Genomic DNA, 15,438 nt, shown 5'->3' on the forward strand with positions numbered 1-15,438 from the left:
CTCCTTATTTATAATGACCACCAATTTTTTCCGCACGTACATGTACTTGACCAGCTTTTGTAAGAGAAGAGGCTCGCATAAGTGCAGTTGCTCCGTACTTGGCGTATATATTATCCATTGCATCGTTAAGCCTTTCTTTTTTCAATGAATGATCGAACAAGCTAAGTTGATATGGCCCTTCTGACTGAAGCTGAGACAACGTTACACCTGCACTACGGATAGATGAGTGATCCCAGTGTTTGCAAAAAAGTTCAAAAGCAGCTTGAAAGATATCCATTCCGAAGTTAGTTTGGCAACCTAATTTGATTTGCCTATGGAAACCTGTTGGGAAGTCAAAACTTGCACCTCGAACTCCAACTGAAACAGTATGACCGCGATAGCCGTGAGAACGAGCGCGTCTCGCTACCTCTTCACTTAGTTCAAGCAAGATGACTTTAATGTCTTCTAACGTTTCATAATCACGTGGTAATGTCATATGATGTCCGATTGCTTTTTGCTGATGATGTGTATTCGGTGATACAGGAGAATAGTCAATACCATTCGCTGTTTGCCAGAGTACTTCTCCATTTATTCCCCAGCGTTTTTTCAGAAAATGAATAGGATAGTTTGCTAAATGACCAATTTTTAAAATCGCCATCTTTTGCAGGTGACGTTCCATTTTACGTCCGACACCAAACATGTTCCCAATCGGCAGAGGCCATAATGCTTCTTTCATATTCGAATGATCTAATTGGAAAATTCCTTCCTCATTTTTTTTTGCAAACGCATCACAGGCCATCTTTGCGAGCACCTTATTTGGACCAATTCCAATTCGCCCATAGATCCCAGTTTTTTCGAAAATGGCTTGTTGCACTTGACGTGCAATCGCTAGCGGATCGCCGAATAATTTCTGACTGCCTGTCACATCAATGAACTGTTCATCAATTGAAAATACTTCGACGAGATCAGTAAATTGTTCCAAAATCGTTGTGATCTCATAAGACATATCGATGTAAAGTTGCATGCGAGGTCTAACAATAGCGGCTTCTGGACATTTCAATTGAGCTTCACGTAACGATTCTGCAGTTTTCACCCCATACTTTTTCGCTAAAGGGCATGCGGCTAAAATAATCCCACTCCTTCTTTCGGGGTCACCAGATACAATGACTGGTTTATTTTGTAAAGCTGGATTCGCCACCTTCTCAACCGAGGCATAAAATGACTGCATATCAATTAAGAAAATTACTTTTTTCACAATAGAAATCCTCCTGAACAAAAGAGAACATTTGTTTGTATTTTTATTATATGCGAATATACGTTCTTTATTCAATGGGAATTATTTCTTTTTATCAACATGTTGAAGTGCATTTACATCGGTTCGAAAGATATTTAATAGAAAGTATTCAAAAAGGAGGACAAAAAGGACGGAGAAGAACAAGGCGGTAAAGGTCCCGGCACCGGAGTGAAGGCACTGCACTGAGAACCATCTCTGCTGTCTTGTATCGAGGAATTTACTTCTCCGAAAACAGTTGCAGACGCAGATACATACGAGAGTTATGAAGGAAGCCCCACTAAAACCTGCCACGTCCTGTGGCAGACGTGGGATCAACACATCTTGTGCATGTACAGTCATTTTTCCCGGATTTTTTGAACATCCTCTAATAGGATAGTTAATTAAATAAGCGTAATAAGAAGGCAAATTAGGCAAGACATGATATATTAGATTTATATTGAAGGCATCTAAATGAGCAAACATAGAGGAGGAAAAGCATATGAAGGTGCATTTTACAGAGCTTGCGAAAGATCAGTTAGATAGTTATTATAATGAACATCAGCAACAAGCTGGTTTGCAGCTTCTGTATGATACAGATGGCTGTGGCTGCAGTGTTGATGGTGTATTTATATTAACGATACAGGATGAGCAAGAACATGTGGATATGGAACTTTCGTCGAATTATCGTCCTGTTGGGATTGAATCAAGACATGCAGTATTTCTAGATGAAGAAATGACAGTCGACTTCTTACCAAAGTACCAAACATTCATGTTAAAAAGCGATCAACAAATTATTAATCCACGTATGCGTTTTGTAAGTAGGAGGGAAAATGATGGCGAAGAAACGTAAGCAATCTCAAAAGCAAAAGGAAAAACGAGAAGATGCATTAGAAGTGAAGGACAGGCTCGGTAGTGATGTATTTGCAAAGCTAAAAGAAAAACAGAAAGAACTAAAGGCTGTTGAGGAAAAACATGCAGAAGAAGAAAAGCAACGTAAGATTAAAGAAAAGAAAGAGCGGGAAAAAAATAAATCGTTTGAAGAATTATTCGAAGAAAGTAATATGAATTGGAAAGAGTACAAATAGCAGCCTCCTTGTGACGGAGTGCTGCTATTTTAATAACGACAATGAGGTGAATAAAATGTTACTTGTAAGTGCGTGTTTGGCAGGTTTGAAAGTGAGATATGATGGCGGGGATTGTTTACATCACACAATTGAGCAGCTTGTTTCTCAAAATAAGGCGACAACAGTTTGCCCAGAGGTACTTGGAGGTTTACCAACACCAAGAATACCAGCGGAGATTATTGGTGGTGATGGTGAGGATGTTTTAAATGGGAAAGCAAAAGTGATTGATAAGTCTGGAAACGATGTGACGGATGCATTCTTACAAGGTGCTTATCAAACACTGGAAATAGCGCGTGAACTAAATGTTACCCATGTGATTTTAAAAGAGAACAGTCCATCTTGTGGTAGTGGTATGATTTATGATGGTCAATTTCAAGGCGTCAAAAAGGTTGGAAAAGGTGTGACGGCAGCGCTATTAGAACGGAATGGAATGATTGTCGCTACTGATGAAAATATAGATGATATTATTGAATACATTGAAAAACAATGATCATCGTAAACTTTGGAGTGCAGAGTGAAGATTCTCCACATAAATGGAGGAGTGATGTAGGTGAGAAGTGGGGGCAAATTGCTAACGCTAAATGCAACAATCATTTTGTGTATATCCATATTGATGTATAATGTGCCTTATCATTACTTAGCAATGAGTTTATTAGCAGTAGCATTATTTTATTTGCTTTTCTGGATTGTTGTACCTGTAATCATACATAGCAAAATAATACTTAAGAGACAAGAAGTCTGGTTAATATTCATACCGAATTATGTAGTAATAGCAATTTTATTTATATTAGGAATTATATCGCATGTAGGTTTTATTTTTAATGCATTAAGTACAGCGACGTTATTTTCAGCAATTTTTCTACCGTTAATAGTTGAGTTAATAATGAAAGTTGATGTGATATGATTTTTTGAAGAGAAAAAGTAATATGAACAGAGGAAAGGCTTCATCATATAGTTAATACATTTTTAAATCAAGAACAGGTCTGAGCATGTTTGCTTAAGACCTGTTTTTCATTTTGTAAAAGTATACTGCATTATGAGGAAGGGATTTAATGGAATGGAATCGAATTACAAAATGGTCTGTATAAATGAAGTAACTATTATAAGCGTGTAAAAAAATACAGCATAAATGAGGAGGCTCTTAAATGAACAGAGTTAATCTAATTTCACTAGGTGTAACAGATATGAGTCAGTCAATTAAATTTTATCGTGATGGTTTGGGGTTTGAAACGTCGGAAGAAGGGGATAATCCTGACATCATTTTCTTTAACAATGATGGTACAAAACTTGCGCTATATCCACTCGATAAGTTGGCACTAGATATAGATGAGAAATCACCACCGGTTAGAGGTGGATTTTCAGGGATCACACTTGCTTATAATGCAAAGTCAGAAGCAGAAGTAGACGCAGTGATTGAAAAAGCAAAGCAAGCTGGAGGAAAGATCGTAAAAACACCTCAAAAAGTATTTTGGGGAGGATACAGTGGGTATTTTGCAGATCCAGATGGGTACTATTGGGAAGTGGCTTACGGAGAATTTTGGGAGTTTGACGATAATAACATGCTTATCATAAAGTAAAACACTTATTAGCAGGAGGCTTGGTCATGTCACAATGGTATGACTAAGCCTCCATACTTAATTTGTGTTGGTTTTTTAAGTTTCATTTAGTTGTAAATATAGGTAAGTTTCACTTAATAATAGGAGTGACGGATAGATGCGACACTTTTTACTATTGTGTTTTACCATTTTAATAATTGTTGTAAGTCCAATGTCAACCTCAGCGAATGGAACGAGTTATAGGCAAGAAGTGTCACTTCCAACAGGACAAGTTATACCGATGGAAGAGGGAAATGTTAGCATTGTAGCGGAACATTTGCTTATCCGTTTCAAAAAAGAGTCAGCAAGAGAGTTATTGATTAAGGGGAGTCCTAATATAGAAGCAGAGGTCAATGTTACATACGAATTATTCAATAAACATGAAATAGAACAAGAAATACCGATTGCATTCCCGCAACTTGGACAAACAGGAGATTGGCAGGTTAGATTGGATGGTACTAACATTCCGTTGGATGGAGCAGTAGCACTTTCTCGTGAACAATTAATTGGACAATCCCCTCATTATGAATGGATTAATCCACGTACAGGTGATAGCTACGATATTTCTCGTAATGATAGTTTTGAAAAATTTGAAACGTTGCAGTCGAAAACATTCACAGTGAATCTACAACCAAGAACGAAGCAAATATTACAAGTTAACTATGATGTTAACGTTTCATTAGATGAGAAACATAGTTTACACCCAGTGTACCGATTTGATTATTTGTTGCATCCAGCATCATATTGGAGTGATTTTCAAAATTTAACGCTTCAAATTGAAGTACCGTTTGATGCACACATATATACAAACTTAGATCTTGAGAAAGTGAATGAAGAGATGTGGCTAGGTGAATTTGAAACGTTACCAGATGAAAACTTAGTCGTATTCTTATCTCCACGTGCTGGTATCCTTTTTAACAACTTGAATAGTAGAGGGTTAGCTCTTTTCATTGCGTTTGTTTTACTCGTAAGTTTTTATCCGATTGGGAGATGGGTGAAAAAGAAATTTCCAAGTCAAAGTAGATTAATTTCTTGTCTATTACTTCTTATCTTTCTGGGGAGTGGGTATGATCTCCTTTCTCATAAAATAGTAGGATATCCATTTACACTTCTTCAGCTTGCTTATTATATATTGTATCTGATTCTAATCCTGTTTCTATTTGTACGGTTGTTAAAGAAATAATTTAGGTATGTAAAAATTGTGGTAAGGAGAGTGTGTAATGAAAGAAACTGACACTCCAAAGCAGAGAGAAAAACTTAGACAGGAAGAATTGAAGAGTAATCGGATGAATGGTGTAAATGATGGGTTGAACCGAGCAGAGAGTGGCAGTCTCGTAGATTTAGCTGGAAGTATCGGCTGGAGAGGTACGGGGTTGATTATACTTGGGGCAGTGATTGTTTTTGTTGTAGTTACATTATTATTTAAGTGAATGTGAGTAATTTGAGCAGAGATTGAGGACCATTACTATCACTGCTCAAAATCTTTTTTTGAATATAACTAACATAATTTATATAAAAATCAAGATGTAATATGAAATAAATTCCAGTCGATAGAATTTCTGAAAATCCTTAAATGAAAGTAAATAAGTTGAATATACCTTCACCCTACTTGCTCAAAGGATTATTTTCTGCAAAATGCTTATCTTGTGATTGATTTTCTTTAATATGCTTTAATAGTGCAACAATCATAAAACTAACGATAACAAGCAATAACCAAGAGCTTATCTTTCCGAAGTGCACGATTTCCCACTGCTGTGATTGATTTGGATATCTCCAAGCTCCAAAGAACGTTGCAATATTCTCAGCAATCCAAATAAAAAAACCAATTAGTACAAACGATAATGAAAGTGGCATTGCATATGTACGTTTGAGAATAGTGAAATAAACGAATGTACGATAAAATACAAGAAGTGTTAGTATTTTTAAGATCCAACGAAAGTCGAAAATGAAATGATGTGTGTAGAAGTTGAAGTAGATAGCTACACTTAACAGAACAACTCCCCATGTGGCAGGCCAATTTGTAATACGTAATTTCAATCTTCTCCATGCTTGACACATATAACTTGCTACACTTGCATACATAAAGCCACTATATAATGGAACTCCCCAAATCTTCGTTATTGCGTCTTCAGGATAACTCCATGACCCCATATGTACTTTATACAGTTCTAACGCCAGTCCGATAAGGTGGAAAACTCCAATTACTTTCACTTCATCTAATGTTTCAAATTTGAATATAATCATGAACAATTGTGTCAATAAACAAACAAGTAAAATAAGATCATAACGAGCGATAAATGGTACTTCTACAACCTTAGTAATCGCGAGCGTAAGGAAAATGATTACTGGAAAAAAACAAGCTTTAGCTTGCTCCAAACCGAAGAAAAATAATTGTCTCATTATTCAACACCTTACCATTTTAGATTGTTTTATTATAGCATTAAAACCATATAAAGGAATATTAGTGCAGGGGTAAAGTAGAACTTCGATCAGATCGGTCTTTGATGAACGATTAGCTATGTATTCTTATCACTAGAAATCTCATAATCTTATATAGTATAAAAAAAGGTTACTAACAGAAGTGTACACCTGATAAACTGAAAGATATGTATGATAATTGTTGTCGTGGGAGTTGAAAGAAATGAATAAGTTTCAAAGAATTTATGAAGGAATTATGATCTTGCTCGTCATGCTCACTATAATGACTCTTTGGCAGGAGAATACTTATAATACAACGTTAAATTGGATTGTATGGTTCGTTTTTTTCATAGACTTCGTAATCCGTTTATCACTTGCAAAGCAAAAGTTAGAGTTTCTAAAGAAAAATCCTTTTCTTGTCATAGCAGTTATTCCATTGGATCAATTTTTTCAAGTAGCTCGTATTGTGCGTGTTATTTATCTATTTCGTATTAAAACAATCATTAAGCATTATATCCGACCATATGCAGATAAATTAACGTATCAATCAAAGGTATGGATTTTCATAGGACTATTGTGCTTACTATTTGCTGAATCAATCATAATTTGGATGATGGAATCGCAAGTGGAATCTATTATTCAATCATTTCAATATATACTGCAGCACCTGATGTTTTTTGGACGTAAGACACTCCATTCTGAGCATGCCCTTACAATGTGGTTATTTGTTTTTACCTCCATTGTAGGTATCATTCTACACGGTATTGCTGTTCAATGGGTATTTGAAAGGTTGTCATCGTTTATGAAGAAGCAGAAGAAGGTAACTAACAAAAATTATTAAATGATTATAATCGAAACAATTTCCAGTTCAATATCCATATAAAGGAATGAATTTTAGTGGAACATAGTGTTGACTTTAGAAGTGTATTAATAATATAATACAAATCATCAAGTGTATTACATGCTTGATACATCTTCGGGAGTGCTGTATTATGCAATTAATACAGGATACATTTATTTAAGTGTATTTAGTTAAGATTTTTCTACGCTTTTTACTATCTTGCCTGTATTATGTGGTTAATACATATGCTGCAAACAGAGATTCATCTAACTGATAAAACCAGATGAAAATATATATGGGGCAATAGACAATTATTAAGAAATCTTGTTTTGTTATTAGTGTATTATACGATTGATACAGGAGATGAGTACATTATGTTTATTAGGGAGTTGGATATATGGGGGTAAAGTTTAATAATCGAGATCCTGTTTATGTGCAGGTCATCCATTATTTTAAAGAACAAATTGCAACAGGTATCTTTGAACCTGGACAGGAAGTTCCATCTAGAAGAGAATTAGCTAATAAAATGAAGATTAATCCGAATACAGCGCAGAGAGCATATAAGGAAATGGAGGAACAAGGGTTGATTTTTACAGAAAGAAATTTACCAAGTCGTATTACGAGAGACGAGCAAGTATTAAAAATGGTAAGGGAGGAATTGATTTTAGATGCCGTAGATAAGTTTATTCATTCGGTAAAATCAATCAATGTATCATTACCAGAAGTATTGGAATTAGTGGAAAAGAAGTATGAAAATGAATGATGGGAGGAAACTGTGTGATTGAAATAAAAGATGTAACAAAAAGGTTTGGTAGAAAAAGTGTTTTAAAAGAAGTTTCCTTTACAGCTCAAAAAGGACAGATTACTTGTTTGATTGGCATGAACGGTGTGGGTAAAACGACTATTATGAAAGCAATTATGGGATTAACGCCAATTGATAGTGGTGAAATTCTCATTGACGGAGAGAAAATTCAAAAAGATAGTTATGAAAAAATCACTTTTATATCAGATACGATAACGATGTTGCCGCAAATGAGAATACGTGATGCTTTTACATTCATGGCAGATTTTTATGACTGTTGGAATCAAGAACGCGCTAATGAGCTTCTTAAGTTTTTTAAACAAAATGAAACTGACCTAATCTCTGAATTATCAAAAGGAAATGCAGCAAAAGTGAACCTTATACTCGGACTCGCAATGGACGTAGAGTATGTCCTAATGGATGAGCCCTTTTCAGGTATCGATATTTTCAGTCGTGAACAGATTGCAGATGTATTTTCTAGCGACTTAGTTGAGGGGCGAGGTGTTATCATCACAACACATGAAATTAATGATATTGAACATTTAATTGATAAAGCAGTTCTTTTAGATAATGGACAAGTTGTTAAAGAATTCGATGCAGAAGAAGTTAGAGAAAATGAAGGGAAATCTGTCATTGATGTCATGGAAGAGGTGTATAAAAAATGAAACGTTATATGAAGTTAGTTAATTTCGAGTTTAATCGGTTTTTGAAATTTTATCTCGTGTTGATTGGGATGACTTTCCTTCTACAAATGATAGGGGTTATTGTTGAATCACGAAATTACATGAATAAAGCAAATGAATTAATGACTGAGGAATTAATGTCAAAGAGCGAGTTTGTGCGTATATATGGGACAATGTCTTTTCATAATATCACTGCCACAGAATGGTTTTTGGGACTCATTGCACTTTGTGGTGTGGTATTAATAAGTTTTGTTTTTATTATTTGGTACCGTGATTGGCTTGGTAAAAATACATTTAGTTATCGTCTATTAGTGCTACCGACAGCACGCTTTAATATTTATTTAGCCAAGGCTACAACGATTTTGATATTTCTATTAGGTCTCGTTGCCTTTCAATTTCTATCGTTTTCAGTTGATAGCCTAGTTTTACAGTGGTTAGTTCCCGATGAGTTTCGTACAGATCTTTCTGTTCAAGAAATTACTGTAGGTTATAGTTTAGCTCACTTACCGTTAGTATTATGGTTTCCAAGGACTTTCATTGAATTTATTCTTTATTATGGCGGTGGAATGATTATTGTATTAATTGGTTTTACAGCCATTTTGTTTGAACGTTCTTTTCGTTTAAAAGGGATATTCTATGGACTCATTTATAGTGCTGTTTCATTGTTAATCCTTTTGACTCCTATATATTTACTTCAAAGTAATTACTTTTATCCAACGGAACTGGTTTTCTTAGAAATAGGAGCAGGGTTAATAGTATTAATGGGTGCTATTTGGATTGGCAATTTCCTTTTGAAAAATAAAATAAGGGTTTGATAGGAGGTTACATTAATGAAACGGTATTGGAAAATCATCTTATTTTGTATGATTACAGTCATCACTATTGGGACTTTTTATATACAATCTAGTTTAGCTGATATGGATTATGCAAAAGTTGAATTTGAAAAGGTAAGTGGTAATGAGAATGAATTGGATGAATTATTATTATATGGTGGACATGTAGCTGGTAACATGCATAAATATTTACAAATCTCTAGCAAAGATACAATTAATCTAGATGTGAAAAATCAATCTCTTCTTCTAGGTGGTACGAGTATTGAGCCGTCATATAAAGAATTAATAGAAGAGAACAGAGATTTTATGCGAGGAAAAACTTTATATTACAATCTTTTCTATAAAGATGAAAATCTATTGGCATATGCTAATGTTAAAGGCAAGGATTTCACACAATTTCCAGTAGAATACTTATTGAAAATTGACATATTAAATAAAAAATCAGAAGAAACGACTTCAATTCAACTTGATGTACCAAATGATGAGGAATACGATTTTCTTGAAGTTATAGAAGTCCAAGTTGTAGATGGTAAATTACAGGTATTTATAAGAGGTTCTCGGTTTGAGAGCGGAGATGAGCTAAATGTATACACATTTGATATAGATGAACAAAAGCTAGTAAATAAAGAATTGATTCTTGCTAGACCAACTACAGAAAATTATAGTTCAGAAATAAGATTAATTAGTGATTCTTACTCTATTAAACCGGAAAAGTATCTTTTAATAAGAACGGATATTTATAATGAAGAAACAATAAATACTAACCCTAATAAAGAATTAGTATCAAAAGAAATGATCGTTTATAACTTGGAAAATAACCAATCTAAGAAAGTAAACATATCTGATGAAAAACTAGAATCTATACATTGGGCTACAATCAATGATTCCACAATATTTACTTCTCCTCAGTCTGAAAGTGAGTTTGAGATAAGTCAGTATGATATTGAAAAGGCCCAATGGAAGAATACTATACCAATGGATTTACAGGATGGAAGCAATGGTGAGGACACTCCATTTATGAAAATAATGAATGGAAAACTTTATTTAATAAAATCAACGAATAATGTTCAATCCATTTATATAAGAGATTTATCATCAGGAGAACTGTTATATGAAGGGAAATTAAAAGTGAAAAACTCAAATGCAGATCAAGAGTATGGACGAATAAACATTATAGACATTGATTTTGTTCGATAAAAGAAATACAACAATATCTAAATATCTCAACATTAAAAACAAGACTCTTAAGAGGAAGAGCTTTACTGAAAGTATGAATGATGTAAAGCTAGTTCTAATTTTCATTATTGCTGATAAAAGCAGGACAGCACTTTCATTTTTCTTTCTGGAGTATAACTTTTAAAATATTTTAAAGATATACTCGTTTTGTCTTTAAATCCATGAACGTTTGAAGTAGTCAAGACTTTATTGAATAAGTTCTTGGCTACTTTTTTTGTAAGTTTATGGGAACTTACATGCTAGTTTACGCGTATAAGAACATAGACTCATCATTGGAGGATAACAAATGAATGTAAAGTATAAAAAAAATATGTTACAAAAAGTAGCTGGGGTAGCTTGGTTAATTGTTATGATGTTGAACATTGGACAATTAATAATCCTACATAATGTGCCAATGCCTGATCGATTTACTGGACTTGTTCTCTTAAATGTCATTCTTAGTTTTGTGATAGCTGTCAATTATTTTCGATTACCTTTAATTGATTATCTAAGATTAGATGACAAAGAATTATCTATCCATAGAGGACTAGTAAGAAGACGTAAAATTATCAGAATGAAAGAAATTGAGAGAACGAAATATCAGTGGGATTGTTTATTTTTAATACTGAGAGATGGTAAAGAAGTTAAAATTAGACCGAAATTAATTACCATTAGTGATTTTGAGAGAGTAGAAGTTAAATTGGAAGAGGTATTAAAAGTTAACTAGAGATAAGATGGTTAATTCATATATCATTTTGGAGGGGAAGCTGTTGAAAAAAGTATTGATATTAATAAGTGTAGTGTTCATACTGATGCCTCTTTACGCCTGTAGTAATTCTGATCAACAACTGATTATAAGTAAAGAAGAAGTGCAACTGTCCTTCTATGAAAAAGAGACAGAGGCTTACAAAATTACATATACTAGTGATGGTTTGGGAGTGAATGGTTATCTCGTAAAACCAAGAAAAATAGAAGGAAAAGCACCCGTACTCATCTTCAATAGGGGAGGAAATCGTGAATTTGGTGCGATTAATGAACAAGCATTACAGTATTTATCATTTTGGGCTGATAAGGGTTTTGTTGTCCTCGTATCTCAATATCGTGGAAATGCAGGAGGTGAAGGTCAAGAACAATTTGGTGGAGAGGATGTAAATGATGTCCTTAAACTAGTTGATGTTGCACGAGAACTACCTTATGTGGATACTGATAATATCGTAATGTTAGGTGCATCAAGAGGTGGAATGATGACGTATTTAGCGATTAAACATGGAATCGATATAAAAGCCGCAGTTATTGTTAGTGGTATGTCTGATTTGTTTCATACGTATGAAAATCGTGAACAGGGAATGAAGGACACGCTACAACAATTGGTTGGAGATCCAGAGGCAGATAGAGACGAGTATGAGAAACGCTCCGCGGTATTTTGGACAGATGAAATTGATGTACCTGTATTAATTTTACACGGTGATGCAGACTGGCGGGTTCCAATCGAACAAGCAGAAGAATTAGTCGAAAGCATGCAGGAAACGAAAAATGCACATAAGTTTGTAGTATATCCTAATGGTGATCATGGGTTAAAAAACTATTTTGATGAATATACAGATGAAGCATTGAAATGGTTCAATCATCATCTTCAAATAAAGTGAAAATATGATCAGTGTCCACTACTAATGATTTATTGAGCCAATTGTACAATGATTGACGTCTATTTTCTTACGTTTTAAATTAGCGTTAGTTAACACGAGATCAATGCGAGAGAATAAGAGGTGTAAATGTGTTAATCAGAAAAGCAACCTATTATGATATTACAAGCATTCAACAAGTTGCGACGATAACATGGAATGATACATATTAAGATATTTCGGAAGAAGCACAAGCTGATTTTTTGAGAAATGCATATTCGAAGCAAGTGATGAACAAACGAGTTGAGGATACGATAATATTAGTAGCGGAAGTAAATGATCGTGTAGTCGGCTTTGCAAACTTTTCAGGTGAAGGTAATGAACAGCAGTCTGCATACTTACTAGCTATCTATATAATACACCCTGATTTTCAAAATCAAAAAATAGGTTCTGCTCTTTTAAATAAAGGTTTGCAGGAACTAAATGAAGCAAAACAATTAATCGTTGATGTAGAGAAGGAGAATCACGATGGTATAGCCTTCTATAAGGGAAGAGGATTTGAAGTGGTGAAACAGTATGAAGAAGATTTCTTCGGTCACCATTTACAAACTGTTCAAATGAGCCTTGATTTATGTAACTCAAAATAAAACTGATACCAGTGAAGAGTCTTCATCTAACTGGTATCAGTTTTTCTTTAGGTACTTACATTCCAAACAGTAAATCACTTGAAACTTGAGAAATTTATCATATTGATGAATGATGTATATGTGTGAGACGCTCCATCTGTTTACGGATTCTCTTAAACATAAATTCAAGTTGCCGTTTTATAAAAGATTTTAACGGGAATGAAATAAGCTGTAAGCACTGTGTTGACCTCTATTCATGTATTATTTTAACTTCGAATTTCCTTAATGCTTTCTCCTCCTAAAAAAGCATGTCCTGACTTTATTTCAGCTAAGGTTTCAAATCCATACTTTCGGTAAACTTGCGATATTTTTTCATTAGTCGGAAATATCCATAGTTTCTCAATTCTTTGTTTAACAGACTCGATCTGAATATATCGAATTAGTTCCCCTATAAGTCCCTTCCCTCTATATTCTTCTAAAGTGGCAACACATTCAACTTGTGCTTGGTTTCCTTTAGTGAATAAACAGGCTGTCGAGCACGCTACTCCTTCGGATCGAAGTAAATAGTATGTGAAATTCGGATTAGAAAATTCGTTAGCAAAGGCTTTTTCACGTACGGATTTTCCGCCAAACTCTTTGATACTACATTGAATTTCAAGTGATTCCTCATAGTTTTCTTTCGTTACTTGTTCAATGGTAATTCCTGATCGGACAGGTTTATAAGAGATTTGGCCATCCCAAACTTGAACTGGACTTACAAGATTCTCATAGCTAAAGCCCTTAGATTTTAATAATAGAATAAGTGTATTTTGTTTCTCTATATCATACAGATAAAATCGTGGAATTAAATTTTTTGATTGGAAGAATGACGTGACTTCCTCAATTACTTTATTTGGATTATTTGTTTTTTTCCAAATATGTGCGTGATTCGCATCATAGTATGTTGGCTGGTTTTCATTAAAAAAGATTATCCCCCAATCCCTAATAACTCTATTGGAGAAACTTGTTATAAATTCACAGTCTAATTCTATCATTTTCTCTATATCAACCAATATGAATACACCCTCTCATGTGTTGCTGACATAAATAGTTGAATTCTACAATGTTTTTCTAAATCCTTTTATGTTTATGATTATAAATAATCGTTTTGTTATGTACAACTCGATGTCTGTATATTTAGAGAAAAGTACCAATTCATTTCAGGGGAAAGGGATTTAACTTTAGCTTTTAATGTTCTACTTTCTTTGAAGTTTTGAATCATCTAGTGGGAGATTGACAAATTGGATGTAGGGAAAGTTTTACGCTTAATCATTAAAACTCTCCTAAGCATACAACCTTAACAAAGAAAATTTAATTGAAAATGAACTTACCAGCTATTGACTCTTACGTTGCGTAATAGCTTATCGTGCAATTAAAGGAGGTGCATTAAATTGTGTTTAAAAGTGAAGGAAGTAGCTGATTTAGTTGGTGTTAGTATTCGTACACTTCATCATTATGATGAAATTGGGCTGTTAGTTCCAAAAGAAATTACAGAATCAGGATATCGATTGTATTCAGAAGAAAATCTAGAAACGTTGCAACAAATTTTATTTTTCAAAGAACTTGGGTTCTCCCTAAAAGAAATCAAAAAGATTATGAATAGTCCTACATTTGATCGACAAAAAGCATTAATTTTACAACGAGAAATGTTAATGGAAAAACGAGCTAGAGTCGATCAGATGATTACAACGATTGATAAAACAATTAAACATATGGAAGGAGAAATTGAAATGACAAATAAAGAAAAATTTGAAGGAATTGACTTTCGTCATAATCAATATGAACAGGAAGCCCGTAAACGTTGGGGAGATAAATCTGTCGATGAAACAAATACGAAAATAGAAAAAATGTCTCAAAATGAACGACAAGATATAGCTCATAAATGGGACGTGATTTTCAAGCAGCTAGCAACATTACGGAATCAGTCTCCAAATTCACAGCAGGTGCAGGAAGCAATTAAAGAGTGGTATAATTTTTTGAATGAAAATTTTGGCACATATTCTCTTGATGCATTTAAGGGACTAGGTCAACTTTATATTGAGGATGAACGCTTCATGAAAAACATCGATAAGTATGGGGAAGGACTAGCAACATTCATGAGTGAAGCAATGGATTTCTTTTCAGGTAATCAAAAGAAACAAAGGTAATAGTTATAGAAGTTGTAATCGAAAATACAATCGAAGAAGCTCTTATTTTATTGACCTATCTGGACAATGAAATAAGAGCTGAAAATTATCATATTATCCATCATTGGGTGAAGAGAATCTCAATGATGGAACTATCAATTAATACACCTGATAATAATCTAGTATTATTTCAATCTTGCTATCTTAAATCCATTGTCTATTTTATCAAATCCAATTTTAGGGTAATATTCCATTGCAGTAG

Annotated in this window: 19 protein-coding genes; 16 read left to right on the top strand and 3 right to left on the bottom strand. The window is 34.0% G+C overall.

The window, feature by feature from the left end; translation table 11 throughout:
- Window positions 1-4 precede the first annotated feature (4 nt).
- Window positions 5-1,237 carry a DNA polymerase IV gene (locus BFG57_RS00455; protein ID WP_069715508.1) on the bottom strand — a complete coding sequence of 411 codons (1,233 nt, stop codon included), beginning with the start codon at window positions 1,235-1,237 and terminating at the stop codon, window positions 5-7.
- A 514-nt stretch (window positions 1,238-1,751) separates the two neighbouring features.
- Here BFG57_RS00455 and BFG57_RS00460 point away from each other — a divergent pair.
- The 7 genes from BFG57_RS00460 (at window position 1,752) to BFG57_RS00490 (ending at window position 5,401) form a co-directional block, all read left to right on the top strand.
- Entirely contained in the window at window positions 1,752-2,102 is a 351-nt protein-coding gene (locus BFG57_RS00460; protein ID WP_069715480.1) for an iron-sulfur cluster biosynthesis family protein, read from the top strand.
- Complete coding sequence (locus tag BFG57_RS00465; RefSeq protein ID WP_342670263.1) at window positions 2,086-2,337, top strand: DUF3886 domain-containing protein; 252 nt, start codon at window positions 2,086-2,088, stop codon at window positions 2,335-2,337. Before BFG57_RS00460 ends, BFG57_RS00465 begins: the two co-directional genes overlap by 17 nt.
- 55 nt (window positions 2,338-2,392) lie before the next feature.
- Window positions 2,393-2,866 (top strand): 2-thiouracil desulfurase family protein, encoded by a 474-nt coding sequence (locus BFG57_RS00470; protein WP_069715482.1) that lies wholly within the window; start codon window positions 2,393-2,395, stop codon window positions 2,864-2,866.
- A 60-nt stretch (window positions 2,867-2,926) separates the two neighbouring features.
- Window positions 2,927-3,280: a hypothetical protein gene (locus BFG57_RS00475; protein WP_069715483.1), complete on the top strand. Its 354-nt coding sequence runs from the start codon at window positions 2,927-2,929 to the stop codon at window positions 3,278-3,280.
- A 241-nt stretch (window positions 3,281-3,521) separates the two neighbouring features.
- Window positions 3,522-3,953, top strand: coding sequence for a VOC family protein (locus BFG57_RS00480; RefSeq protein WP_069715484.1), 432 nt, complete (start codon window positions 3,522-3,524; stop codon window positions 3,951-3,953).
- A 136-nt stretch (window positions 3,954-4,089) separates the two neighbouring features.
- Entirely contained in the window at window positions 4,090-5,154 is a 1,065-nt protein-coding gene (locus BFG57_RS00485) for a hypothetical protein (protein WP_069715485.1), read from the top strand.
- Between the two features lie 37 nt (window positions 5,155-5,191).
- Window positions 5,192-5,401 (top strand): DUF6366 family protein, encoded by a 210-nt coding sequence (locus BFG57_RS00490; RefSeq protein WP_069715486.1) that lies wholly within the window; start codon window positions 5,192-5,194, stop codon window positions 5,399-5,401.
- A 175-nt stretch (window positions 5,402-5,576) separates the two neighbouring features.
- Here the strand turns inward: BFG57_RS00490 and BFG57_RS00495 are convergent, their stop codons facing one another.
- On the bottom strand, window positions 5,577-6,371 hold the full coding sequence (locus BFG57_RS00495) for a DUF817 domain-containing protein (protein ID WP_069715487.1): 795 nt from the start codon (window positions 6,369-6,371) through the stop codon (window positions 5,577-5,579).
- Between the two features lie 241 nt (window positions 6,372-6,612).
- On the opposite strand from BFG57_RS00495, the gene BFG57_RS00500 reads away from it, so the two are divergent.
- From BFG57_RS00500 to BFG57_RS00535, 8 genes are all read left to right on the top strand, one after another.
- Complete coding sequence (locus BFG57_RS00500; RefSeq protein WP_245676671.1) at window positions 6,613-7,230, top strand: transporter; 618 nt, start codon at window positions 6,613-6,615, stop codon at window positions 7,228-7,230.
- 397 nt (window positions 7,231-7,627) lie between these two features.
- The gene (locus BFG57_RS00505) at window positions 7,628-7,993 is read left to right on the top strand and encodes a GntR family transcriptional regulator (protein ID WP_069715488.1); all 366 of its coding nucleotides are present in this window, start codon (window positions 7,628-7,630) and stop codon (window positions 7,991-7,993) included.
- Between the two features lie 14 nt (window positions 7,994-8,007).
- Window positions 8,008-8,697: an ABC transporter ATP-binding protein gene (locus BFG57_RS00510; protein ID WP_069715489.1), complete on the top strand. Its 690-nt coding sequence runs from the start codon at window positions 8,008-8,010 to the stop codon at window positions 8,695-8,697.
- Complete coding sequence (locus tag BFG57_RS00515; protein ID WP_069715490.1) at window positions 8,694-9,530, top strand: hypothetical protein; 837 nt, start codon at window positions 8,694-8,696, stop codon at window positions 9,528-9,530. Before BFG57_RS00510 ends, BFG57_RS00515 begins: the two co-directional genes overlap by 4 nt.
- A 15-nt stretch (window positions 9,531-9,545) precedes the next feature.
- Complete coding sequence (locus BFG57_RS00520; protein WP_069715491.1) at window positions 9,546-10,745, top strand: hypothetical protein; 1,200 nt, start codon at window positions 9,546-9,548, stop codon at window positions 10,743-10,745.
- Window positions 10,746-11,070: 325 nt separating this feature from the next.
- Window positions 11,071-11,490, top strand: a complete 420-nt coding sequence (locus BFG57_RS00525) for a hypothetical protein (RefSeq protein ID WP_069715492.1) — start codon at window positions 11,071-11,073, stop codon at window positions 11,488-11,490.
- Window positions 11,491-11,533: 43 nt separating this feature from the next.
- On the top strand, window positions 11,534-12,409 hold the full coding sequence (locus BFG57_RS00530; RefSeq protein ID WP_069715493.1) for an alpha/beta hydrolase family protein: 876 nt from the start codon (window positions 11,534-11,536) through the stop codon (window positions 12,407-12,409).
- A 212-nt stretch (window positions 12,410-12,621) separates the two neighbouring features.
- Window positions 12,622-13,032 (top strand): GNAT family N-acetyltransferase, encoded by a 411-nt coding sequence (locus BFG57_RS00535; RefSeq protein ID WP_083248981.1) that lies wholly within the window; start codon window positions 12,622-12,624, stop codon window positions 13,030-13,032.
- 245 nt (window positions 13,033-13,277) lie between these two features.
- On the opposite strand, the gene BFG57_RS00540 is transcribed toward BFG57_RS00535, so the two are convergent.
- Window positions 13,278-14,045, bottom strand: a complete 768-nt coding sequence (locus BFG57_RS00540; protein WP_083248986.1) for a GNAT family N-acetyltransferase — start codon at window positions 14,043-14,045, stop codon at window positions 13,278-13,280.
- Window positions 14,046-14,441: 396 nt separating this feature from the next.
- Here BFG57_RS00540 and BFG57_RS00545 point away from each other — a divergent pair, with 396 nt between their 5' ends.
- A complete protein-coding gene (locus tag BFG57_RS00545) occupies window positions 14,442-15,197 on the top strand; it encodes a MerR family transcriptional regulator (protein WP_069715495.1) in 756 nt (251 codons plus the stop codon).
- Window positions 15,198-15,438: the final 241 nt, after the last annotated feature.

Origin of the sequence: Bacillus solimangrovi (assembly GCF_001742425.1) — a bacterium.
Lineage (GTDB): Bacteria > Bacillota > Bacilli > Bacillales > Bacillaceae_N > Bacillus_AV > Bacillus_AV solimangrovi.